The sequence below is a fragment of the Ichthyobacterium seriolicida genome (assembly GCF_002369955.1).
In the GTDB taxonomy this organism is placed as follows: domain Bacteria; phylum Bacteroidota; class Bacteroidia; order Flavobacteriales; family Ichthyobacteriaceae; genus Ichthyobacterium; species Ichthyobacterium seriolicida.
The window spans coordinates 377,163-402,611 of sequence record NZ_AP014564.1 but is presented as its reverse complement, the minus strand read 5'-3'; the positions used below and the strand labels follow the sequence as shown (position 1 = coordinate 402,611).

Here is a 25,449-nt window from a genome sequence, read left to right as displayed (position 1 = left end):
GTTTTGCTGAGCAAAGATAATTTGATAAACATTAGTCTATTCTGTTTAGACATTAGCGCAGAAAAAATAATTGATACATTTGCAGATCTTTAAAAAGCTAGACTATGAAAGGTATTTTTAGCACTATTATTTTATTTGCATCATTTCTGTTTTCTACAGCCCAAATTTATGATCCTGTAAAATTTAGCATTTCGGCAACTAGAATATCTGAGGATCAAGTGTGTTTGTCCCTTAGAGCTAAAATCCAAGACGGATGGCATATGTATTCTCAACATTTAGATGAGGGGGGACCTATTCCTACTTCTATTAAATTTTTAAATTCAGATGGAAATTATGAGATTATAGGCAGCACCTTAGAGAGCAAGTCTATTTATAAGCACAGTGAATTATTTTCTATGGATGTGAGATATTTCTCTGGGGAAGCTGTATTTAAACAAAAAATTAAACTGTTGACAAACGAGCCGTTTAAGGTCATAGCCGAGGTTAGGTATATGGCTTGTGACGATACTAACTGCATTCCTCCTCAAAGTGAAGAGCTAGTGTTTAATATAGATGATAGTTTAAAAGGTTCTTGTAAGTTGGATCAAGTGGATAATAATTCTACAAATATCACTTCAGATACAAAAGCTGATACTCACAAATTAAGTTGGTGGATGATATTTATCACGGGTTTTACAGGAGGATTTTTGGCCTTGCTCACTCCATGTGTATTCCCTATGATACCTCTAACGGTGAGTTTTTTCACCAAGCAGAGTGAAAGTAAGGTAAAAGGGATTAGAAATGCCATTGTATACGGAATATCTATAATAGTGATATATGTACTTTTGGGTTATTCTGTCACTGCTGTATTTGGTCCTAATGCTTTGAATGCTCTGTCTACCAATGTTTGGTTTAATCTATTATTTTTCTTGCTGGTAGTAGTATTTGCCATATCATTCTTGGGGGCTTTTGAGATCACCATACCTAGTTCTTGGACTAATAAAGTTGATAAAATCTCAGATAGAGGAGGTCTTATAGGAATATTTTTCATGTCTTTTTCCCTAGCTCTAGTCTCTTTCTCTTGTACTGGCCCTATAATAGGGACTCTATTGGTTGAAACTGCTATATATGGCGGGGTGTCTGGTCCTCTAATAGGGATGTTTGCCTTTTCTTTAGCATTGGCCCTCCCTTTTACTGTTTTTGCTCTTTTTCCAAATTGGCTCAAATCTATGCCTAAGTCTGGCGGGTGGTTAAACTCTGTAAAAGTGATATTAGGGCTTTTAGAGTTGGCTTTAGCTCTGAAGTTTTTATCTAATGCTGATATGGTTCTTCAGTTACATTTATTAGAAAGAGAAGTGTTTTTAGCTATATGGATAGTTATCTTTTCAATAATGGGGTTTTATCTATTGGGAAAGATTCAATTTCCCCACGACACTCCTTTGCAAAAAGTATCTGTGATGAGATTATTTTTTTCTATAGTAGTATTTTCATTTGTAGTATATATGATTCCTGGCTTATGGGGGGCTCCGCTCAAATGGATAAGTGCTTTTCCGCCTCCTCAACACTACAGTGAGTCTCCTATCGGCTTTAGTTCTAATTCAGCATCTGTTGGTAGACCAAGTTGCAATGGTTGTGATAATGCGCAAATGCATCTAGGTCCTAGTGGTATTTATGTATTTCACGATTATCAAAAGGGATTGGATCATGCTATAAAAACTAATAAGCCTATATTGTTAGATTTCACAGGGCATGCTTGTGTAAATTGTAGAAAAATGGAGGCTGAGGTATGGTCTGATAAAAGAGTTAATACATTACTAAGAGATAAATTTGTGGTTATATCTCTATACGTAGACGAACAAAAGGAATTGCCTGAAGATCAAAAGTATATATCCGAGCACACTCAAAAAAAGATAGAGACTGTAGGAGCTAAGTGGAGTGAATTTCAAACTTATAAGTATAAAACTAATGCTCAGCCTTATTATGTTTTATTAAATCATAAATCAGAGAAGTTGAACTCTCCTAGGGCCTACAATACTAATGTTGATGAATATCTAAATTGGATGAAAGAGGGGTTGAAAAACTTCAGATTGCAAAAATGATATTTTACTAGTTATTGTTTTATTAGATTATTTTTATACGCTGAAAAAACACTTTCTAGTGTACCTGTTGGATTTTAATTATAAATTACTGTTATAGAGTTGGTTAAGATTACTTTTTTAGATGGTGCAGTCAAGCAATATCCCAAGGGAATTTCTGTTATCGATGTGGCCAAAGATATAAGCGAAGGCTTATCTAGGAACATACTATCTGCTAAGTTGAACGATAGGGTAGTGGAGGTATCTACTACTATAAATGAGGATTCATCAATATGTTTTTACACTTGGGATGATAAACAAGGCAAGAGAGCCTTTTGGCATTCATCGGCTCACCTTTTGGCTCAAGCTCTAGAGCAGTTGTATCCAGGAATTAAATTAACTATAGGTCCAGCCGTAGATAATGGGTTTTATTACGATGTGGATTTTGGAGAAAATGTTTTTTCTGAAAGTGATTTTGAGAAAGTAGAGAAGCTCATTTTAGATAATGCTAGAAATAAGTCTCCTTTTAAAATTTATCACGTCAGCAAGGCGGAGGCTTTGTCTACATATGAGAATAATTCATATAAAACAGAGTTGATAGATGCATTGACAGATGGAGAGATAACTTTTTGTACTCACGATAATTTCACAGATTTGTGCAGAGGAGGTCATATTCCCAATACAGGACTTGTAAAGTCTGTAAAAATAATGAGTGTAGCTGGAGCTTATTGGCGAGGAGATGAGAAAAATAAGCAGTTGACTAGAGTTTACGGCATCTCTTTTCCAAAGGCTAAGTATATGACAGAGCATCTAAAATTCTTAGAAGAAGCTAAAGCTAGGGACCACAGGAGGTTAGGAAAAGACTTAGAGCTATTTATTTTTTCTAAGAGGATTGGTCAAGGGCTTCCTCTTTGGCTTCCTAAGGGATATGATCTGAGAGAGAGATTAGAGACTTTTTTGAAAAAAATACAAAGGGATTCTGGTTATGAGATGGTGTACACTCCTCATATAGGCAGTAAGGAATTATATATGACATCTGGTCATTACGAAAAATACGGGGAGGACAGTTTTCAGCCTATTAAGACGCCAGTAGAGGATGAGGAGTTTTTATTAAAACCTATGAACTGTCCTCATCACTGTGAGATATTTAAGAGCAAACCTTATTCTTATAGAGATTTGCCAAAGCGATTTGCTGAATTTGGAACTGTCTATCGATATGAGAAAAGTGGAGAGTTACATGGGTTATTTCGCGTGAGAGGTTTTACCCAGGACGACGCTCATATATTCTGTACTACAGAACAACTTAAAGAGGAATTTAAGAAAGTCATAGACATGGTTCTTTACGTTTTCAGATCTTTGGGATTTGGGAATTTTAAAGCTCAAATATCTCTTAGAGATGAGTCTAATCCTCAAAAATATATAGGTAGTGATGAAAATTGGGAAAGAGCTGAAAGCGATATAATAGAAGCCACAAAGGAGAAAGGTTTAGATTATTTTATAGAGTATGGAGAGGCAGCTTTTTACGGTCCTAAATTAGATTTTATGGTAAAGGATGCCATTGGCAGAAGCTGGCAATTGGGCACCATACAGGTAGATTACAATTTACCTGAGCGCTTTGATTTGTCTTATACAGGCACTGATGACAAGCAATACAGGCCTGTTATGATCCACCGTGCTCCTTTGGGTTCTTTGGAGAGATTTATAGCTATTTTAGTAGAGCATACTTCGGGTCATTTACCTCTTTGGCTTATTTCTGTTCAAGCCATTATTTTGGTTATAAGTGATAAATATGAAGATTATGCAAAAAAAGTTTTGCAATTGCTAAAAAATTACGAAATTCGCGCCGAAATAGACTTAAGGGCTGAGAAGATGGGTAAGAAGGTTAGAGATGCTGAAATTGGAAAAATCCCTTTTATGTTGATAGTAGGTGCTCAAGAGCAAGAGGATAATCTCGTGTCTGTTCGAGAACATGGGCAAGGAGATTTGGGTGTTTTTACTGTGGAAGGTTTTTCTAATCTGATAAATGACAGGATAAACTCAGAGTTGAATCCTGAAAAAACGTAATACTGTAGTGCTTAGAAAAAAAACAAAGGATTGGGGTAGACAGCCGAGTAAGAGAAATGAACACAGGATTAATTCTGATATAATATCAGAAAAGGTCAGGTTGGTCGGTGACAATATAGAGGAAATTGGTGTTTATAGTACTTCTAAGGCCATGTCTATGGCTAACAGTATGAGTTTAGATTTGGTTGAGATATCATCTCAGTCGGATCCGCCAGTTTGCAAAATTTTAGATTACGATAAGTTTCTTTATCAAAAGAAGAAAAAGGAGATAAAATCTAAGGTCAGTAGCAAAGTAGTCATTAAAGAGATACGATTTGGCCCTAGGACTGACAGTCATGATTTTGAGTTTAAGAAGAAGCATGCCATAGAGTTTTTAGAGAGTGGTGCCAAGCTTAAGGCTTTTGTCTTTTTTAAGGGTAGGGCTATAATCTATAAAGATCAAGGTGAGATTTTACTCTTAAAGTTGGCTCAAGAATTAGAGGAATATGGCAAGGTAGATAAGTTGCCTAAGTTAGAAGGTAAACGTATGATTATGTTTATGTCTCCTAAGAAAAAAAGTTAAATGTTATAAAATATAGAGTTTATATGCCAAAAATTAAGACTAAATCTAGTGCCAAGAAGAGGTTCAAACTAACCGGTACGGGGAAGATTAAGCGAAAGCATGCTTTTAAGAGTCATATCTTAACTAAGATGTCTACTAAGCGTAAGAGGAATTTGACTTATTCTGGTCTTGTCAGCGCAGCTGATCAGAATAATATTAGGATTCAACTTTGTTTGAAGTAGTTATTGTTTTTTTAATTTAATCGTGTAAAAGAGCTATGAATTAAAATCTCACTTTTTTCAGTGAGTGCCTTTCACAAAAATTTGTTGTAATCATGCCAAGATCGGTAAATGCTGTTGCCTCTAGGAACAGGAGAAAAAAAATAATAAAACAAGCCAAAGGTTATTTTGGTAGACGTAAAAATGTCTATACTGTGGCTAAAAACGCTGTTGAGAAGGCTTTGTCCTATGCTTATAGAGATCGTAGAGCCAAGAAGAGAAGTTTTCGTTCTCTTTGGATAATGAGAATAAACTCTGGAGCTAGGCTCAGTGGACTCTCTTATTCTAAGTTTATGGGTAAGGTTAAGGCTAACGGCATTGCCTTAAATAGAAAAGTCTTAGCAGATTTGGCTATGAATCACCCTGAGGCTTTTAAAGAAATAGTTAAAAAAGTAATCTAGTTCTAAGAGAGAACTGGATTACTTTTTTATTTCGTCCAAATAGACTTTTTTTTGGAAAGGCGGTTGTTCTGCTATTGTGTTTGTAGAGATTTGTGTAGATTTGTGCAGGTAAGTTAGTTGAAAAGTTCAAATAAAATATAAGATGAATATAATTAGAAATACTTCAAATCCAGCATTTTCTGAGAGTTCTTTAAAAGATGTGAATTTCGGTTATAGTGGTGTTGATGGCATTATGACTTTAAACGGCACTGTAAATAAGACTTTTATTTCCTTGTTGATACTTTTGGCCTCTGCTACATTTGTATGGAATAAGAGTTTTGAGGGCGAGGATGTATATATGTACATGATGGGCGGTTTTTTTGTCACTATAGCTTCTTTTTTATTTATCATATTCAACAAGAGGTTAGTGCACATATTTGTTCCTATATATGCCGTAGCTGAAGGTTTATTATTGGGAGGCATTTCATCTCTTATGGAGATGAGGTATCCTGGCATAGCTTTTCAGGCTGTAGGTCTTACAATTGGGACTTTTTTGTTTATGTTATTCGCCTATAAAACAGGGACTATAAGGGCTACTGAAAAGTTTAAATCCATCATGACAGTAGCTATAGGCGGTGTTTGTTTAGTTTACTTTGTTGGTATGATCTTGAGCATGTTTGGTGTCAATATGTTTTTCCATGGCAATTCTATGATTAGTATAGTATTCAGTTTAGTAGTTGTGGTAATAGCTGCATTGAGTTTAATACTAGATTTCAGTAGAGTTGAAGAGAGCGTGAGCAATGGAGCTCCAAAGTATATGGAGTGGTATTGTGCTTTTGGACTTATGGTTACTTTGGTATGGCTATATATGGAAATCCTTAGATTACTTAGCAAGCTGCAGAGTAGAGAATAAAACTCTTCGTATAGCGATTTTTGTAAAATGAGCCCATGTTATTTAGATAGCATGGGCTTACTGTATTTTTTAAGAGATATTATAGTTAAATCTTCTTCAAATTATTTTAGGTGATAGGTAACCTGAGTTGGATTAATAAAAAGCGTTTGAATCCTTTGAATTTATTGGAGTTTAAGATATTACTGGTGTGGTTATTGGAGTCCTTTTATACTTATGAGGCGATTTAGTAGAAACTTGATACTTTTTGGACAAAAACATTCTATTTATAACAAATATAAGCCTCTTAAATCTCAGTTAATTCAAGACTTTAGGGTGTTTTAAGTAAGTAAATTATTAATTGAACCCAGGTTTAATTAGCTACCACGCTAGTATAAATGTAAAAAAAAATCTAATTTTGTTGCTTTAGCTAATATATATGACAATACTTTTAGACCATATAAAAAGAAGACTGGTGTTTTACTTTGGATTTATACTTTTTTCATTTCTAAGTATAGATTCTATTTCTAAGAATTTTCCTGATAAGTTGAGTTATCAGTTAGTGATTAGGAAAGATGATAAATTGTTAAAAGAATCTACAGTTAGTATTCGTATTTCTATATATTTTTTAAATGGAAAGATAGAAGATGTTGTATACTCTGAAGTTCATTGGAATGTTAAAACAGCTAAGAATGGCTTAGCTACTCTAAATATAGGAGAAGGTATTAGATCTGAAGGATTTTCAGATTCAAAATTGTCTGATTTGTCATGGTCTGAGTATTCATATTATATTAAATCAGAGATAGATCTGACTGGTAAAAATGATTATAGCAATGCTCTTATAAAAAAGAGTCAAATGCTTAGTGTCCCTTATGCATTTTATTCTGCAAATAGCCCAAAAACAAATGTTATAGATAATTTGAGATCTAGAGTTGTATCAGCTGCTCTATCTGCTAGTCAAGGAAGGGTTTTAGAAGAGAAAAAATTAGACAAAATAGATATTGCTGATAATTTAGATGGAGGGGTTGGTAAAGTTTTATCAGCGCATCAAGGATATCTGCTTAAGCAGATGATAGACATAAAGGCAGAAAGAGGTCCCCAAGGTGAAAGAGGTGAAAGAGGTGAAAGAGGTGAAAGAGGTGAAAGAGGTGAAAGAGGTGAAAGAGGTGAAAGAGGTGAAAGAGGTGAAAGAGGTGAAAGAGGTGAAAGAGGAGCCCCAGGGGCAGAAGGAAAACAGGGCGAGCCTGGTAAAGATGGTAATCCAGGCCCTGCAGGAGAAAAGGGACCAGCAGGACCAAGAGGAGACACTGGTGCTCAAGGTAATACAGGTCCTCAAGGGCTAAAAGGTGAAGATGGAGCACCAGGTAGAGATGGAGTAGGAGGGGAAACCGGCCCGGCGGGCCCCCCAGGCGCTACAGGTCCAGCAGGTGCGGCTGGTAAAGCTGGCATTAACGGGAAAGACGGCATCCAAGGTCTTCAAGGACCAGCAGGACCCCCTGGAGCTAAAGGAGACCAAGGTGAAAGAGGACCAGCAGGACCCGTCGGGCCTGCTGGTAAAGATGGTGTAAATGGCAAGGATGGTGAACAAGGTTTACAAGGACCAGCGGGTCCAATAGGAGAAAGAGGCGAAAGAGGAGAGCGAGGTGAAACAGGTGCAGCAGGTCCAACAGGGGCGCCAGGTGAAAAAGGTGATCCTGGTAAACAAGGTCCTGCTGGTAGAGATGGAGCAGATGGAGCAGCAGGTAAAGAAGGAAAACAAGGCCCACCAGGGCTAACAGGGCTTCGGGGTGAAACAGGGCCAGCAGGTGCAGCAGGGCCTCAAGGGGCAGTAGGTCCAGCAGGTCCTACTGGTAAAGCTGGCATTAACGGGAAAGACGGCATCCAAGGTCTTCAAGGACCAGCAGGAACCCCTGGAGCTAAAGGAGACCAAGGTGAAAGAGGAGCAGAAGGACCCGTCGGGCCTGCAGGTAAAGATGGAGCGCAAGGACTACAAGGTCCAATAGGACCAGCAGGAGCAAAGGGTGAAACAGGAGCGCAAGGAGATCAAGGGCCTCGAGGGGAAAAAGGAGACAGAGGTCCAGCAGGTCCAGCGGGGCCTACTGGTGTTCAAGGGCCAAAAGGTAAAGATGGCGCTACAGGTGCAGCAGGGCCTCAAGGGGCAGTAGGTCCAGCAGGTCCTACTGGTAAAGCTGGCATTAACGGGGAAGACGGCATCCAAGGTCTTCAAGGACCAGCAGGACCCCCTGGAGCTAAAGGAGACCAAGGTGAAAGAGGACCAGCAGGACTCGTCGGGCCTGCTGGTAAAGATGGTGTAAATGGCAAGGATGGTGAACAAGGTTTACAAGGACCAGCGGGTCCAATAGGAGAAAGAGGCGAAAGAGGAGAGCGAGGTGAAACAGGTGCAGCAGGTCCAACAGGGGCGCCAGGTGAAAAAGGTGATCCTGGTAAACAAGGTCCTGCTGGTAGAGATGGAGCAGATGGAGCAGCAGGTAAAGAAGGAAAACAAGGCCCACCAGGGCTAACAGGGCTTCGGGGTGAAACAGGTCCAGTAGGGTCTCAAGGGCCAGCAGGTCCTACTGGTAAAGCTGGCATTAACGGGAAAGACGGCATCCAAGGTCCAATAGGACCAGCAGGTCCTCGAGGGGAAAAAGGAGACACAGGAAACACAGGGGCAGTAGGTCCAGCAGGTCCTCAAGGTAACCAAGGTATTCCTGGTGCTAAAGGAGAGCAAGGTCCAGCAGGACCAAAAGGAGACAGAGGACAAATTGGTCCGCAAGGCTCTCCAGGGCCTCCTGGCAAGCCAGGACCAGAAAAAATTATTGATAGTTTAGACTCTGATGATGACAAAAGTGCCTTATCAGCTAATCAGGGGAAAATCCTAGATGAAAAAATAAAAGAAGCACATACGCTTATAAAAATAGGTACTAATAATATTATAACTAAATGGTCTGGTAACGGCAATAACGGAACTTCTGCAGGCAGTGGAAGTGGTGGTAATACTTTTTTAGGTATAGGGTCTGGTGGAGTAGTAGGTAAAGCAAATAACAACACAGCTGTTGGTTGGGAATCCCTAAAAAATATCACCTCTGCACATAGGAACACTTCTTTTGGCGCATGGTCTCTTAGATATAATACTACTGGCAGCTGTAATGTTTCAGTTGGCTCGAATTCTCTCCAAAAAAATACTACTGGCAGCTATAATATTTCAGTTGGCGATGCTTCTCTCCTAAATAATACTACAGGTAATAATAATGTTTCAGTTGGCGATAGTTCTCTCGAAGAAAATACTACAGGCTATAGTAATGTTTCAGTTGGCAGATACTCTCTTAAAAAAAATACTATTGGCAATTTTAATACTTCAGTTGGTGTGGGTTCTCTCCAAGATAATACTACTGGCAGCTATAATGTTTCAGTTGGTCTGAGTTCTCTCCAAGATAATACTACTGGCATCAACAATACATCAGTTGGCATAAAATCTCTCTACTTTAATACAACTGGCAACGAGAATACTTCGGTAGGTTCATATTCTTTAAATAGGATAAAAGATGGAGATAAAAATGTAGCTATAGGATCTGTTGCTGGTTCTATAACAGCTGATGGTGTAGTAAATCTCAAGAAGTCAAATAATTCTATTTTCATAGGAGCTAATTCTAAAGCTAAAACAGATACCAGCCTCAATGAGATAGTTATAGGGACTTACGCGTTAGGAAAAGGAGATAGTACTGTAGTCATAGGTAAGGAAGGTAGTATTATATCTACTCATTTAGGAGGTTTATTGCACAGTGGAGGTTTTAACAAAAGAAGTAAAATGATAGGCGTTACTTATGAAGTTAGCGATGTAGTTATTTACGATGGGATTTTTTATAAGAGAACAGGATCTTCTATCACTATCCCTGTCACTGGCCCTAACCCTATCCCACCTTCTGATCCTAATTGGGAAGATATTAGTTCTTATAACCTACGAAAAGTAGGGACTAATAATCTCATAACTAAATGGTCAGGAAATGGCAGTAATGGAACTAGTGGAGGTACAGGTACTGGTGGAAGTAATATTTTTTTAGGCGTAGAATCTGGTAACGCAATAACTACTGGCTATTCTAATACTTCAGTTGGCAATAGTTCTTTCAAAAATAATACTACTGGCAACCGTAATGTCTCAATTGGCAATGTTTCTCTAGAAAAGAATACCACTGGCTATTATAATACTTCAGTTGGCCATAGTTCTCTCAAAGAAAATACTGATGGCAATAACAATACTTCGGTAGGTTCATATTCTTTAAGTAATATAGTTAGAGGAAATAAAAATATAGCTATAGGAAGTAGCGCTGGTTATTATATTGCTAATGGATCAACAGCTCTCACTGAATCAAATAATTCTATTTTCATAGGAACTGATGCTAAAGCGAAACAGAATGTCAGCCTCAATGAGATAGTTATAGGTTATGGAGCAATAGGGAAAGGAAATAATACAGTATTTATTGGGGGTATAGGTACTCAAAGAACATATTTAAAAGGTCAAGTTATTCTAGAGGGATTTTTATCCGAGTCAAAAAATGGAACATATCTTGAAAACAACGCTTCGCGTACATTAGATGGGATTTTGAAAAGTGCAAATCAAGACATTTCTCTATATGCCAAGTATAGTATTGTAACAGAGAAAAAATTTTTAGCTACATCAGATAAACGTATCAAGAGTATAAAAGGTATCTCGAATAGAAGAGAAGATTTAAAGAAACTCTTGGATATAGAGATTACAGATTATACTATGATAGATAGTATAGAAAGTGGAGTTAGACCATTTAAAAAAGTAATAGCTCAGCAGATAGAAAGTATAGTTCCAGAAGTTATAGATATAAATAAAGGTATTATCCCTAATGTATACGAATTAGCTAAATCAATAAGCTTTTCTAATGAAGGAAGTACTATTACAACAAACAAGGTTCACAATTTTTCTATTGGAGATATTGTTAAGATTATAATAGAAAGTGAAGGAACCAAAGAGGTAAAAGTAAAAGCCGTTATAGATCCTAATACATTTTTAATAGAAGAAGTTTTAGATTCTAATAATAAGGTTTTTGTTTATGGTAAAGAAGTAGACGACATGCGATCAGTAGATTACGATGGACTTACCACTTTAAATATTTCAGCTACTCAAGCTGTTTATGAAGAGCTTCTTTATACTAAGAAAAAACTTTCTGTTACAAATGAAAAGCTTTCTGCTACTGAGGAAAAGCTTTCTAGTGCCCAACAGAAATTAGATATTTTAATTAAAGTATTAAGTAAATCAGATGTCCTTAGTAAGGAAGATATCAAAGTTTTGATAAAAGAATAGATATTCATTATAGACCCTATCGATTAAAATGTGTAAATAAAAAATAACATATTTTTTTGTTTTCATTCATAGTCGAACTCTTTTGTCAAGAAGAGTTAGAAATTGATTCAGTGTTATTCCCCAATTCAGTATCGGTTTTGAACATTTTTTTTAGCCTCCCCAAGAGCTAAAAAAATAGATTTTATAACAACAGCAGCAGTTGGAAATCATAGTTCGTTTTTGGTGTATTTTATGATTTTTACATTGAGATTTTCAATCAAATTTGTCGTGTAAATAAAACTCCTGATTTCTAAATTGAGGTTTTTGTTTTAGGCATCCTATCGCTGTTGGTTCTTCATGATTGGGGATTTCATAATTATTAACCTGAGTTGGATTAATAAAAACACTTGAACTTTTTGAATTTGTTGGAGTCTAGGAACCTGAGTTCGATTAATAATTAGGTGTAAAATAGTCAATAAAAACAATGGACTTAGAGTAAATTAACGCTCTAAAATTCAACGTTTTAATTCTAAAAAAAAACAGGCATGATAACTTGCTCGAAAATCACAGAAATATTTTGTTTAGTTGATGAATTCTGTAAAAAATATTCTCAAGTTATTGATAAAGCCCTTTTGGGGAGTAAATCAAAACGCCCATGCAGAATGAGCTCTAGACAAATAATGACCATAATGATTATTTTTCAACACAGTAGCATGAGAAATTTCAAGCATTTTTATTTGAATTATTTACAAAAATACATGACTAAAGAATTCCCTAAAACCGTATCATACAACAGATTTGTGGAATTAATGCAACAAAATTTATTGCCTCTTACCTTTTTTTTAAAGACATTCTGTTTAGGAAAATGTACTGGAATTTCATTTGTAGATTCCACTACAATTCGTGTTTGTAAACAATAAAAGAATAAGTAGAAATAAGGTATTCAAAGGCATTGCTAATGTAGGAAAATCAACGATGGGCTGGTTTTATGGATTTAAACTTCATATCATCATAAACGACCGAGGAGAAATACTAAATTTTCGCATCACAAGAGCTAATGAAGATGATAGAACGCCATTAAAAAACGAGCGTTTTTTGACTAAAATATTTGGAAAACTCTTTGGTGATAAAGGATATAAGCAAAAATTTAAGAAAAAATCTCTTTGAAAAAGGTGTAGAATTGATTACCTCAGTTAAAAACAATATGAAAAATGCCCTCATGCCAATGATTGATAAACTATTACTCAGAAAGAGATCAATCATAGAAACCATCAATGATCAGCTGACACTATCCTGAAAAGTGTAGCGATAAATACCAAAAATTAAAAAACCACCTCCTTTAATTAAGGAGGCAGCTTTTTTTTTTGTTATTAATTATCTAAGATGTAAATAGCCTTTATGCCAAATCTAGACATAATTGTAGGGTAAGCCGTAGATACTATATAACTATTTGCATTGTAATCGAAATAGAGCTCTAACTTAAGCCTATCTGTAAGAGAATAATCAACAGAAGAGGTAAAACCATAAATTATACTTCCTCCTGTAATATCTTCATAGTTATTATTAATATTTCTCATAGTGGTATAATTCTCCCTGATAGATAGATTAAACTTTATCTTCAAATCACTTTTGAATTTTAAAAATCTCTTCTTTGTCTTTACATCAAAAGCTAGATTTCGTATTGTGTACCCCCCCCCAAATATCAATTCTTTAGAAGATACCTCATTTAACATATAACTCTTTAAACTCAGAACTAAGGCTCTACTCTTTTTCATTTCTATTTTAAGAGAGATGTCATTTTTGGTTTTTATATCTATTCCTATTAAAGGATTAAAACGTTCGTTTAAAGCTATATTTAAAACATTAATGGGCTGTATGAAATCATTATTCTTATTCAATTTATTAGGATTACTCTCGTCGTATAACGGATTATTTTGATATTGATTTATGCTGTATGCCGATTCGTAAGCATGAGATATATTAAAAGTCCTCAAATAATCTTTAACCCAAACTATATCTCTTAAACCAGAATAAGTCGCTCTCCAATTTGGTATGGGAATATCCCTAAAGAAACTCAAAGAAGGATTATTTATATCCTCATCCAAATAAGTATGCAAAAAAGACAATAAGATTACTTTTTCACTGTTAGAACTAAATCCAGAAGGATATCCATTTATAGAAGGATAACTATTAGAACGATAATGTTCTGCGGCTAGCTCATTAGCTATTATTTTTCTGTTTTCTAAAAATTTATTAAAAATATCTTTAGAGTTGGTCATAGAAGAACCTATAGATATTATAGAATTGCTAAAATTACCTTTTTCAGTATACGATTGTTTAGCGAATATAGGATCAGCTTCAGTGCCTATATTCCTGAGTATGCTGCCCCTATCATTAGATGATACCTGATCAGCTGAGAGCTTAATTCTCAGTTTTGGAAAAGGAACTATATCTACCATATAATTTATTTTACGAACAAAGGTGTTTTTACTAGGAGTATTGAATTTGGTATATGTGGTCAGCAGATTATCACTCACAAGCATTTCTCTTATATCATCTTGAAAACCTAGTAGAAACTTCCAATCTGGAGCTGATACCCCTTTGTGATTTCCTATTCCAAAAAAGCCTGTGGAAGGTAAAAAACCAGGTAATAGAGTCCCTTGGGTTACATTAATAGATAAATTTAAATCCTTCACCCCAGTAAGAGCATATATTATGTAATCAGCTATACTCTGCCAGAATCCAAGGCTTTCAGCATTATTTAATAATCTATCTGAACTATTAATTATAAAGTCGAAGCTATCGTACAGAGTATTCATAGTTAATTTTCCATTAATCTGATGAGATATAGAATTCTGTATTGTATTCCCCAGTTTGTCTTGTAGTTTTATCACAGGATAAGTATCCCAGCTATAAGTAGTGTTTAGAGAATAATTAGCACTTAGCCACTGTAAAAAGGGTATCTTTGAAATGCTTGGATTATAGTTGAGCTCAAAGCCGTGTTTATACTTTTGAGGCTCACCAAACGATAATATATTATTCCACATATAATCGCTTTTTTCATTATCGGTATAGAGAATTCCAGTTTGAGGGTTTATTTCAGTTTCTTCATATTCGTGTACTATAGCCTGATTTAAGGCTTCGTATTTCACATTTAAATTATCAGTGATTTTATGTGTGAGAAAACCCTTCCAGTTCATACGGAAGTTTTTGCTGTATATGGGTTCAAATAGCAGATGTTCATTTCCTAAAGATCTGTTTTTTTCACTGATGTATTCCTTGTGAAAATCCGTTTCTAGACTTAAAGACGAAGGTAGTAATCGAAGATTTATATCAGAGAGTACTTTCACGTAATCATCCATATAGGGAATGTAATAAAACGGTCTGAAACTTAGATCGGGAACATTATAATTATATGTTATCTTACCCTTATTTTCTATTTCATTATAATATTCTAAGTCAATTTTTCTTTTAAACATGTGATTCCTATGGTAGGATACAGAGAAGTTTTCTATATCCCAAGGAAAAGATAGACTCTCTTCTGATCTGCCTTTTTTTACATCTGTAAAACTTATGCTCGTCACTTTTTGGTAATCTTGAATGAGACTCAAAATAGAATCTCTATTCTCTTTTTCTGGGATTGAATTCTCTAATTTTAAATCGTTTTTGGTAGGGTTGTACATAGGTGTTTTAAAGGTCTCTGCAATGGAGTAGTATATAGGGAGTTTTATTTTCCAATCCTCTGGTAATAATTTGCCTGTATTTAGACTAGTTGTGAAGTTGTATTTTTTTATTCCGTGATTATTTAGATCTACATTTTTTTCATTCAACGCTCCAAAGTTAGAAGTGACAATACTTCCGTCTAGATACAAATCGGCCAAGTCAGCTAGATTTAGTTTTACACTGGCATTACTACCCCATCCTCCTTGTTTATTTATATCTGTAAGTCGCAATTCGTTTAACCATACCTCTACACACTTATCTCCATTATTAGAATTTTCAGGGTTGCGGATTCCCATCATAATTACTTTCACATCGGCTAATGAAGGATTCCCCTTTACCGTTATAGTGTTATTACCTTTAAAACTTCTATAAGCTTTAGAATAAGATGGATGTTTATTAGAAACTATAGCTTCATTTCTAGATATTTTAGCCCTTGTCAATATCTCTGTTTCAAGGTCTAATTCATTATCTTTTGGCCATATATAATTTGGATCTCTCTCTCCACTGGGCGTTATCTTCAAGGGAATTTCATATTCGTAATAATTAGATGTTTGATCCGATCCCAAACGAATAAAAAACTTTAATTCATCATCTTTTAGAAATTTATCTGCACTTACAGCCTCAGCATGTATAAACATCTTTATCCTAGAATATCTTCTCAAATCCATGTTCATACCCTTGTAAATAGCTCTTGAATCCCCCTCTTTTATATTGCAAATATCCAGTAAAATAGATTGTTCATTTTGTCTTATTACTCTAGTGTTATCGTGTTGTTTCTCTCTTTGTACCCCAGGAGGTAATGTGTATGGAATAGGTGTTCTGTTTTCATTTTCTTCTAAGTTTATAGCTCTTACATCAAAAGAAGTATAATCGCTATTGATGATCATATCACTGTCTTCATCTTTTAAATCTTTTTTGAACCTCCTCCATTCTCCACGCATAAAATCCATTTTAGCAAACCTGAAAACTATAGGCTTTCTAAACTTTTTGAAAATCATTCTGACATATCTCACCGATCTGAAATCGGAAAAACCACCTATTTTTTCAGAGGGGTTTTGCAGTGGAATCTTAAATTGATACCAAGTGCTTTTTTGTACACTTCGGTCGGGCATGGTGACAGTCGTAACTTTTTTGTCGACCAAATACTTATGATTGCCTATACTCATATTTGCCTTTATTCCCACTTTGTATTGGGCATAGCTCTCTAATTCATCTAGAGTTTTATTTCTATCTATGTCTTCAGTGTCGGGGTAGACCTTAGAGGAGGTCATATAAGATTCTTTAGACAGTCCTAGAGTAGGCGAGTTGCCCTCTGTTCCACTAAAGTTTTTATACCTCTCTATTATCCCTGAGTTATTCTCATCGTGATGACTACCTCTAAAGAATTCGAAATTATCACCTGCTGGATCATCTATAAATTTACTCCTAGCAGAACTCGGTATATTGTTTAAAAAATCTCTGTATATGTCGATGTTTTTTTCTTCTTCATCGGAAAAGCCATCTAGCCCTACATCTTGATTTCTTCTCGAGGAATCGTCATTGTCAAAACTATAAGACAGTATTTGTACAGAAGGAACTTTAGCTACTCCTGTATTAATTGTTCCTTGATCACCACCCAAGGCTGGCAGTCCATTTTCGACACTCTTTCTCTTATCTTTTAAGATATCTTCTGATACGTTACCTATGTGAAAATATATCTCCCCACTCTCATCAGCTCCCATATCTTGAGAGAAAGTATCTAATAACCAAAATTGCAAATACTCTATATTGCTCTGTTCAAAATTTGATGTTTTAAAAGGTCTCATGATACCTCCCCATCTCTCTTCGGGTTTTTTTAACTTACCATTATCGTCTATGGCCTTTGCATTAGTATTATAAGGACCTCTTTCATCTGGGAAAAAAGCTATGTCGAATGTGGATATGAGGTTTATACTACCAGTTGATATATCCTTGTTGGGGAACAGTTCTGTGCTATTTACTTGTCGAGTCTTATGTGTTGAAATAAAAGACTTATCATTCCTTATATTGGGAGGCGTAGAACTGATATTAGCATAAAATAATGGATCTATTGTATAGAAAGACAATTTAGCTCTATTGTCTTGATTGGTCTTTCCCATTTCTCTTCCCTTAGGGAAGTTTATAGGAGTACTAGCTAAGCTCCATTGGTTTGCTGTTTTGATATTTATATTAGATATACTGCTTTCAAAATCATCTATATAGGCACTATCCCCACTGTTGTCATTAGTGCCTGGAAAAAAATAAGCAAATTCATTCTTGATACTAATACTAGAAGGAGTATTTGTCTCTGAAGGGGTGATGCTATTGACAAAACTAGTTAGCCATGGGAGCTCTTTATTGTATTTGAGATTAAATCCTGTCAATGTGTTTTTTATAAGCTCTTGATTGTAGCTTACCTTTTGTCCAGAATATCTCTCACTTAAATTCATAACTGTGGCCTCCAACAATAGATTATCACTAAATTGATATCCTAGATTTATCCCCATAAAGGTCTTTGTCTGAAAGTTAAACATAGAATTTTTCTCTACGTTGATACTCACAGGAGAGTTAGATTGTATTATATCTTGATTTATTATCTTGACCAATCCCATTTTGTAATCCACTGTATAGTCTACTCCTTCGGTCAGTGTTCGTCCCATAGAGCTCACCTTTACCGACCCTTTTTGAACATTAATAGCCCCCAAGGGAATGCCTCCATCGGAAAACTTAGATTTATATTCTCCAGATATTAAAAATCTGTTGTATTTCATGTTTTGTTCTGCTTCTGACTTAGTGGTGTTATAAAGCTGTTTAAACACGTATTTTTCAGATGACACGTCGTTTATCTTTTGCTCTAGATATTCTCCAAAGGGTTCAGCTACAGGAAATATTATTCTTCCATTTTTGCTATCGATGGTAATCCCCTCTAAAAAATCAAAATATCCATCTGATACACTTTTGTATGCTTTGTTTACAACGTCTAATTTGAAAACCTTTAACAGAGGTACTCTCTTTATATTTCCATCTTTTATATAATTGACAGGAATTCCGATTTGATCATCTTTATACAGTATGTTTAGTTTGAAATCCTCTTTATTTATTTTTGCAGATCCTATTGAATAAATATTTTTCATCATCAATTTCCAAGTGGGGTGATTTACATCTATAATTTTACTTTTTAATAGCTTAACCACTAAATTTTCAGAGTTGTTGATTCCCTGATGAGATAATTCACCTACTTGATATACTTTTCCATTGTAATTATACTGAAAGGCTACTGCTAAGACTTGGTCATCGTTTAATTTTCTATTCAATGAGATATATCCTAATTCTTTATTAAATGTGTACTCATTTGAATTTAGTTTCTTGGCATTTTCTAACTGTATAAAATCTAAATCTTGTCTTAAGCCTTTAGATAAAAGCAGTGAAGAGGCCTTGCTAAAATCTCTAACATCTCTAGACATGTTTTCAGGGTTTAAATCTGCATTGATGCCATTTTCAGGTAGAATTTCTTTTGATGAAGAATTATTCTCACCCAAATCTGAGATAGCTATAATATTTCTAGTGTCTTGTTTGGAGTTAGCCGTTGAGGATTTATTAGTGATCCATACCTCTATATCTACTATTGTTATTCCAGATGATATGAAAGGAATTTCACTTAAAAAATCATCGTAATTATGATAGAAATATTGGGATAAGAAAAAGTGCTTATTATTCTCGTATTTATCTGTGCTTATCTCGAATTTGTTTACCACATCTCCTCCTTGAGTATCTATTTTTTCACTATTAGACCTCTGTTGAGAAAAGACTGAAGAGATGGTCCAATCTCCAAATTGTAAAACGCTTTTGACTCCAAACAGACTCTGAGCTCCACGTATAAGTGAATTGTTGACTGTCATACTGACATCGCCTATGTTGAGGTTTTTTACAATATCGTCTTCTTCTCCAGAATAGTTTATTTTCAACAGGTTTTGAAAATCGAACATAGCCTTGGTGTCTTGCCCTATGTCAAACTTAAATTTCGTCCCTATTTTAGCCGTCGCATTAAATTGTATCTTCTGATCGAAATCTAAATTCAGAGTACCTCGGTTGGCCTCTGTTATTTTAGGATTATCTACATGGTTATATAGCAGTCCTAATTGAACACTTATAGACCCCTTAGGGACTATTTCTATAGTATTACCTCCAAATATATTTTCAAACCATTTCCCAGGAACTTGGAAAGGAGGTAATAGAGATGCTCTCTTTTTCTTTGTGTTTTTTTCTTCTCTTAAGAAACCGTAGCTCTTACTCCTGAAATAATCATTTATTTTTTTTTGTAGAATGATGTCATGATAGTCTTTTACGCTAATAGTTACACTATTTGGCGAGAGGTAATCACCTATTTTTTTTCTTATGGTAACTTCCCTTTTATGAGGATTGTATATTATGCTATCGGAAAAAAAACTGGGATTATTTAGATACAAGCCTCCCACCTCCTCTTTAAAAGGATATGGCAATGTATCACTATCACTTCTATCTTGTGTTTCATCTTGATCATCATCAGCCTGTTCTCCTTGAAAGGTAGCCTCATCTTGATCTTGTGTTTCATCTTGATCATCAGCTTGTTCTCCTTGAAAGGTAGCCTCATCTTGATCTTGTGTTTCATCTTGATCATCAGCTTCTTCCACTTGGAAGGCATCCTCATCTTGATCTTGTGTTTCATATTGATCACGATCAGCTTCTTCTACTTGAGATACAGCTTCTTTGCATATAAATACAGATAGAAAACAAAATATAATACATACACGATTTTTTCTTAAGAAATCACATATCACTTAACACTTCTTTTATTAAGTTTTCGACAGTTATATCAGGGTTGTTTTTCAATTTCTTATTTAGTACTACTTCCACGGCTTTTCTAGAGAACCCCAATATTTCTAATGCTGTCAATGCTTCATTTTTAGTTATCCCCTTAGTGCCATTGGCATTATCAAATTCATTTAAACCAAAAGTGTTTTGGATTTTGTTTTTTAATTCTAAGATTATACGTTGAGCTGCCTTATTACCTATACCCTTAGCTCTCTCTAAGGCAGAGGCGTCTTCAGATATGACGGCTTGCTGTATCTCTTCTACCTTTAGTGAAGAGAGCATAACTATAGCTTTAGTTGCACCTATACCTGAAACAGATATCAACAATTTGAAAATCTCTCTCTCTAATTTATCTGCAAATCCATACAAAATATGAGCATCTTCTCTTATGTGCAAATGAGTTAATAATTTAACTTCCTTAGCACTGCCTAGCTTTTCGCTAGTGTTTAGAGAAACATTCAACTCATAACCTATTCCTCCGCATTTTACCACCAACTGAGTCGGATATTTCTCTAACAATTCTCCTTCTATTTGAGTTATCATTGTCTTGTATTTTGGAGGTTTAAATCGTTTTCAAAAAATTGTCTACATTCTCTTTTATACGGGTTAAAGGATCATTAGAATCTTCTTTGGAAAATACTTCACCAGTAATCTTTTCATATAACTCTATATATCGTTGTGATATAATTTGTATAAAATCATCGCTCATATCGGGAATACTTTGCTTGTCTAAACCTTGAAAGCCTTTAGATATAAGCCACTGTCTTACGAATTCTTTGGATAGTTGCCTTTGCTCTCCTCCTTTGCTCTGTGTGATATCATATTCATCTTTGTAGAAATATCTAGCAGAATCAGCAGTGTGCAACTCATCTATAAGTAGTATTTTACCATCTTTGTTCTTTCCAAATTCATATTTGGTATCTACCAATATAAGATTTTTATTATCTGCTATCTCAGATCCTTTTTCAAAAAGAGAATAAGTATACTCTTGGAGAATATCCCATTCTTTTGGTGAAACTATATTGTTTTTGATTATATCTTCTTTAGTTATGTCTTGGTCATGTTGGCCTATATCAGCTTTGATTGTAGGAGTTATTATGGGATGGGGTAATTTTTCATTTTCTTTTAATCCCTCTGGGAGTACTACTCCACATAATTTACGGATTCCAGATTTATATACACGCCAAGCATGACCAGATAGATAACCCCTTATGACCATCTCTATTTTAAAAGGATCACACAAATGCCCAACTATAACATTGGGATCTGGAGAATGGATTATCCAATTAGGTACTATGTTCTCGGTTTGCTCCATAAACTTTATAGCTATGGAATTTAAAACCTGTCCCTTGTAAGGGATCCCCTTTGGTAAGATTACATCAAAAGCAGATAGTCTGTCGGTAACTACCATTACTAATACATCATCGTTTATGTTGTATACATCTCTGACTTTACCTTTATACACAGATCTTTGACCTAAAAAATTAAAATCTGTACTCGTAATAGTGTTTTTCATTTTCTTTATCTGTAACTGAGTTTAGTGTCTTTTTAAGACCTCAAAAGTGTTACTCTATCTTCTTTGGCAAGAAAGCCTTTAGCAGAGGAACGGTAGTTATAATACTTAAAATAACGGTGATGACAATGGCTACTAATAATTGACTATTTATCAATCCTGCTTCTAAAGCCAAAGTAGCGAGGATTATTTCCAAAGCGCCATGAGTATTCATAGCCATAGCGATGGCCCATCCTTCCTTGCCTCTTATCCCGCCTACTGAAGATCCTATCTTAGACCCTAATATCTTACTCAAGTAAGATATAATCAGAATAATGCATATTAGTTTTATGTCGAAGTTTTCTATGAAATTGACATATAAGCCTATAGAAACAAAGAATATAGGAGCAAATACATTGTTTATAAATTGATGTATTATCTCATTTGTTTTATTTTTGAGATTAACCGAATCCCCTATTGTAATCCCCATAATGAATGCTCCTAAAACAGAGTGCACCCCTATAGACTCAGTAAATGCTGAAGCTAGAAAACAAGAACCCAAAGAAAGAGATAATACTCCTCCTGGCCAAGAGAATTTAGATTGCACCCAAGGCAACCCACTGTTTACAATCTTGGTTCCTACAGTTAGCATAATGCTTCCAAAAGAGATTATAGAGATTACGGTTTGCCAAATAGATTTCTTCTCTGCAGAACTATCTATAACAGATAGTATTACCGAAAAAATCAGCCAGCCGAGCAAATCTATAACCATAGCAGATGCTATTATAGTCATCCCCATTCGCGTTTTGAATATATTCATATCCATCATTATTCTAGCAATGACAGGAAGAGCCGTTATAGAGAGCACTATCCCTATAAAAAGACTATATGTGTTTTTATCAAAACTGTCGTTTATAACGAACATATCAGGCAGAGACCACACTACTGCATAACCAGCACAAATGGGAATGAGCATTCCAAAAAAGGTAATTATCAAAGCGTTTTTACCTCTTTCTATTACCATTGGCAACTGAACTTCCAAACCAGCTACAAACAACAACATAACTAAGGAAATAGATATAATAGAATCCATAGCTATAGATACAGAGTTGTAGGCTTCTGGATAATTTACGAAAGGGAATAATAAATCAAATGTATTTGGGAAAAAATATCCCAATATTGTTGGCCCTAAAATTATACCTGCCACTATCTCGCCTACAACAGATGGCATTTTTATGAGTTTGAAAATTTCTGCTAAAAGCCTAGAAAAGATCAATATGACTCCTAGACTGAGAAAAAAATAAGTGATATCCTTGTGATCCATGACATATGCAATAAGGTTATTTTACTATAAGTAGATTACAAGGTATATCTGATAATATGTACTCCACATCGTGGGGAAAAACTCTATTTAAGAAAAAAAACTTTTTACTAGGAGAGTTAATAACTAATAGATCGGCATTTCTAAACCTAGAAAAATTAGATATAGAATATCCTTTTTTCCCTATTATCACCTTTATTTTTAAAGGGATGTTTATCCCTATTTTCTTTATGTACTCACTACAAGATTTGTATGCTTTATCTATATACTTAAACCTGATATTTTTTTTCTCCTTTTCATTAGTGTTTCCCAATGTGTCGATAAATGCAGAGGCATAGACTTCTCTGACCACGTATAGCTCTTTGGCTTTTTCGACTTCAGATATGTACGCTGCTGTAGAGATAGTTCTCGGTGTTTTTGGATCTTCTGATCCAGACACCACTATTTTATTAAAAGGCTTTTGAGTATTACTGAAATTAACGACCATCAAAAGAGAGCAATCCACCTTTCTAGATAAGTTTCTAGCCACAGAGCCCAAATAATGTTTCAAAAAACTCTCTCTCTCCAAAGCTCCTATAATCAATAAATCTAGATTGTATTTTTTAGTATTTTTCAAAATCACTTTCTCTACATCGCCAGTATCCCATACTATAGTTACATTGTTCATGTCAATGTCCAATTCTTCTGCAATAGAATTTATTTTGCTGACTTTCCCTTGAGTTTCCTCTCCCACGTGTATGAGTATCATCTCTGCACCGTATAGTTTAGATATTCTGCAAGCCTGTGCTAAAACTGCTTTCATAGTAGGAGAAAACCCTAACGCAGTACCTATTCTTTTAAAATGGCAGCTTTTTTTATCAAATGACATAATAGCTATTATAGATATTCTTAGTAATTGAGGTGCTAAAGTATGGGTTTATTTTTAATTTTTTTAAACAAAAAACTACATACAAATACAAGAGTATTCCAAATTATTTTAGCGTAATTTTGCTGCTTTTCATCCATTAAAAGAGAAGGTAATGCAACGGTCTGAACAAGAAATAGAAAGGATAAAATCTCTACAAGAGCTAGTAGGATTAGGAATAGATCCATATCCAGCTAAAGAGTTTAAGGTAGACTCTACTGCAAGGGATATACTCGACAAATTTGACGGAGAAAAAATGACGGTTTCCCTAGCTGGCAGAATTATGAGTCGTAGAATAATGGGTAAGGCCTCCTTTGTAGAATTAAAGGACTCTTCTGGTAGAATACAGTTGTATATAACTAGAGACAACATATCAGGAGACGGAGAGTATTATAATAATGTCTTCAAAAGGCTATTAGACATAGGCGACATCATATGGGTAAGGGGATTTGTATTTAAAACGAAAGTAGGCGAAATTACAGTCAACGTAGAAGAGCTGACTCTAGTATCTAAGTCTATAAAACCTATCCCTATAGTCAAAACAGATGCCGATGGTACTAGTCACGATGTGTTTTGCGATACAGAACTTCGTTATAGACAACGATATGTAGATCTGATAGTAAATGACAATGTAAAAGATACTTTTATCAAAAGAGTAAAAATTATAGATTCCATAAGAACCTTTTTAAATGAAAGGGATTATATAGAGGTGGAAACGCCTGTTTTACAGCCTATACCAGGAGGAGCTATAGCACGACCTTTTATAACTCATCACAACGCTTTAGACATCCCTCTGTATCTAAGAATATCTAATGAGCTGTACTTAAAGAGACTTATAGTAGGTGGCTTTGATGGGGTATACGAATTTTCCAAAGATTTTCGCAATGAGGGGATGGATAAAAAACACAATCCAGAATTTACCGTAATGGAGCTCTATGTGGCTTACAAGGACTATAACTGGATGATGAATCTAACCGAGGAGTTACTAGAAAAGATCACGTTTGCTATACACGGAAAGACCAAAATACAGGTAGGGAAAAATGAAATAGAATTTTCCAAACCGTATAAGCGTATTTCTATAATAGATAGCATAGAGCAACACACTGGAGTAAATATATCTGGTATGGATGAAAAACAATTGCATAAAGTCTGTAAAAAATTGGGGATACAAGTAGATGAAAATCTAGGTAAAGGGAAAATCATAGATGAGATTTTTGGAGAAAAATGTGAGAAGAATATCATACAACCTACTTTTATCACAGACTACCCTATAGAGATGAGTCCTCTTTCTAAGAGGCATAGAGAAAACTCTGATTTGACTGAACGTTTCGAATTGATAGTAAATGGACAAGAAATAGCTAACGCTTATTCAGAGTTGAATGATCCTATAGAACAAGAAGAACGTTTTAAGGCTCAATTAGAGTTGTCTAAAAAGGGAGATGATGAGGCAATGTTCATAGACAAGGATTTTATACGAGCTCTAGAATATGGAATGCCTCCAACGGCGGGAATAGGAATAGGAATAGATAGATTGGTCATGATGATGACTAACAACGACTCCATACAAGAGGTGCTGTTTTTCCCTCAGATGAGACCTGAAAAATCTTAAAAAAGTATTCCACTCAAAGGGTCTAAACTGTGTCA

General features: G+C 35.1%; 13 protein-coding genes and 2 pseudogenes. 9 read left to right on the top strand and 6 right to left on the bottom strand.

Annotated elements, in window-relative coordinates; translation table 11 throughout:
* Window positions 1–104 precede the first annotated feature (104 nt).
* The 7 genes from JBKA6_RS01520 to JBKA6_RS01490 all read left to right on the top strand — a co-directional run bounded on the left by JBKA6_RS01520 (window position 105) and on the right by JBKA6_RS01490 (window position 11,538).
* Window positions 105–2,078, top strand: a complete 1,974-nt coding sequence (locus JBKA6_RS01520) for a protein-disulfide reductase DsbD family protein (RefSeq protein WP_096685188.1) — start codon at window positions 105–107, stop codon at window positions 2,076–2,078.
* Between the two features lie 99 nt (window positions 2,079–2,177).
* A complete protein-coding gene (thrS, locus tag JBKA6_RS01515; protein WP_096685186.1) occupies window positions 2,178–4,118 on the top strand; it encodes a threonine--tRNA ligase in 1,941 nt (646 codons plus the stop codon).
* Window positions 4,119–4,125: 7 nt separating this feature from the next.
* Window positions 4,126–4,680 (top strand): translation initiation factor IF-3, encoded by a 555-nt coding sequence (gene infC / locus JBKA6_RS01510; protein WP_096685181.1) that lies wholly within the window; start codon window positions 4,126–4,128, stop codon window positions 4,678–4,680.
* A gap of 23 nt (window positions 4,681–4,703) precedes the next feature.
* The gene (gene rpmI / locus JBKA6_RS01505; RefSeq protein WP_096685178.1) at window positions 4,704–4,901 is read left to right on the top strand and encodes a 50S ribosomal protein L35; all 198 of its coding nucleotides are present in this window, start codon (window positions 4,704–4,706) and stop codon (window positions 4,899–4,901) included.
* A 92-nt stretch (window positions 4,902–4,993) separates the two neighbouring features.
* Window positions 4,994–5,338 carry a 50S ribosomal protein L20 gene (rplT, locus tag JBKA6_RS01500; RefSeq protein WP_096685176.1) on the top strand — a complete coding sequence of 115 codons (345 nt, stop codon included), beginning with the start codon at window positions 4,994–4,996 and terminating at the stop codon, window positions 5,336–5,338.
* 142 nt (window positions 5,339–5,480) lie between these two features.
* Window positions 5,481–6,230, top strand: a complete 750-nt coding sequence (locus JBKA6_RS01495) for a Bax inhibitor-1/YccA family protein (protein ID WP_096685174.1) — start codon at window positions 5,481–5,483, stop codon at window positions 6,228–6,230.
* A 415-nt stretch (window positions 6,231–6,645) separates the two neighbouring features.
* Window positions 6,646–11,538 (top strand): hypothetical protein, encoded by a 4,893-nt coding sequence (locus JBKA6_RS01490; RefSeq protein ID WP_096685172.1) that lies wholly within the window; start codon window positions 6,646–6,648, stop codon window positions 11,536–11,538.
* 66 nt (window positions 11,539–11,604) lie between these two features.
* Here the strand turns inward: JBKA6_RS01490 and JBKA6_RS07755 are convergent.
* Window positions 11,605–11,831 (bottom strand): annotated as a pseudogene (locus JBKA6_RS07755) (transposase); the annotation flags it as partial.
* Window positions 11,832–12,062: 231 nt separating this feature from the next.
* Here JBKA6_RS07755 and JBKA6_RS01485 point away from each other — a divergent pair.
* Window positions 12,063–12,802 (top strand): annotated as a pseudogene (locus JBKA6_RS01485) (IS982 family transposase); the annotation flags it as partial.
* An 85-nt stretch (window positions 12,803–12,887) separates the two neighbouring features.
* Here JBKA6_RS01485 and sov read toward each other — a convergent pair.
* The 5 genes from sov to JBKA6_RS01460 are packed head-to-tail and all read right to left on the bottom strand — an operon-like array spanning window position 12,888 to window position 23,769.
* Window positions 12,888–20,054, bottom strand: a complete 7,167-nt coding sequence (gene sov / locus JBKA6_RS01480; RefSeq protein ID WP_096685170.1) for a T9SS outer membrane translocon Sov/SprA — start codon at window positions 20,052–20,054, stop codon at window positions 12,888–12,890.
* Window positions 20,044–20,631, bottom strand: coding sequence for a Holliday junction branch migration protein RuvA (gene ruvA, locus JBKA6_RS01475; RefSeq protein WP_096685167.1), 588 nt, complete (start codon window positions 20,629–20,631; stop codon window positions 20,044–20,046). The genes sov and ruvA overlap by 11 nt, the downstream gene beginning before the upstream one ends.
* A 19-nt stretch (window positions 20,632–20,650) precedes the next feature.
* Complete coding sequence (locus JBKA6_RS01470; RefSeq protein WP_096685162.1) at window positions 20,651–21,604, bottom strand: phosphoribosylaminoimidazolesuccinocarboxamide synthase; 954 nt, start codon at window positions 21,602–21,604, stop codon at window positions 20,651–20,653.
* A gap of 49 nt (window positions 21,605–21,653) precedes the next feature.
* Entirely contained in the window at window positions 21,654–22,904 is a 1,251-nt protein-coding gene (locus tag JBKA6_RS01465) for a cation:proton antiporter (RefSeq protein ID WP_096685158.1), read from the bottom strand.
* Window positions 22,905–22,920: 16 nt separating this feature from the next.
* The gene (locus JBKA6_RS01460) at window positions 22,921–23,769 is read right to left on the bottom strand and encodes a universal stress protein (RefSeq protein WP_096685155.1); all 849 of its coding nucleotides are present in this window, start codon (window positions 23,767–23,769) and stop codon (window positions 22,921–22,923) included.
* Between the two features lie 151 nt (window positions 23,770–23,920).
* Between JBKA6_RS01460 and lysS the strand changes: the two genes are divergently transcribed.
* Window positions 23,921–25,414, top strand: a complete 1,494-nt coding sequence (gene lysS / locus JBKA6_RS01455; protein ID WP_096685153.1) for a lysine--tRNA ligase — start codon at window positions 23,921–23,923, stop codon at window positions 25,412–25,414.
* Window positions 25,415–25,449: the final 35 nt, after the last annotated feature.

Excerpts from the sequence above, each read along its gene's own strand:
- JBKA6_RS01520 (WP_096685188.1), top strand. The coding sequence starts at position 105 with ATGAAAGGTATTTTTAGCACTATTATTTTATTTGCATCATTTCTGTTT.
- rpmI (WP_096685178.1), top strand. The coding sequence starts at position 4,704 with ATGCCAAAAATTAAGACTAAATCTAGTGCCAAGAAGAGGTTCAAACTA.
- rplT (WP_096685176.1), top strand. The coding sequence starts at position 4,994 with ATGCCAAGATCGGTAAATGCTGTTGCCTCTAGGAACAGGAGAAAAAAA.
- JBKA6_RS01495 (WP_096685174.1), top strand. The coding sequence starts at position 5,481 with ATGAATATAATTAGAAATACTTCAAATCCAGCATTTTCTGAGAGTTCT.
- JBKA6_RS01490 (WP_096685172.1), top strand. The coding sequence starts at position 6,646 with ATGACAATACTTTTAGACCATATAAAAAGAAGACTGGTGTTTTACTTT.
- ruvA (WP_096685167.1), bottom strand. The coding sequence starts at position 20,631 with ATGATAACTCAAATAGAAGGAGAATTGTTAGAGAAATATCCGACTCAG.
- JBKA6_RS01470 (WP_096685162.1), bottom strand. The coding sequence starts at position 21,604 with ATGAAAAACACTATTACGAGTACAGATTTTAATTTTTTAGGTCAAAGA.
- JBKA6_RS01465 (WP_096685158.1), bottom strand. The coding sequence starts at position 22,904 with ATGGATCACAAGGATATCACTTATTTTTTTCTCAGTCTAGGAGTCATA.
- JBKA6_RS01460 (WP_096685155.1), bottom strand. The coding sequence starts at position 23,769 with ATGTCATTTGATAAAAAAAGCTGCCATTTTAAAAGAATAGGTACTGCG.
- lysS (WP_096685153.1), top strand. The coding sequence starts at position 23,921 with ATGCAACGGTCTGAACAAGAAATAGAAAGGATAAAATCTCTACAAGAG.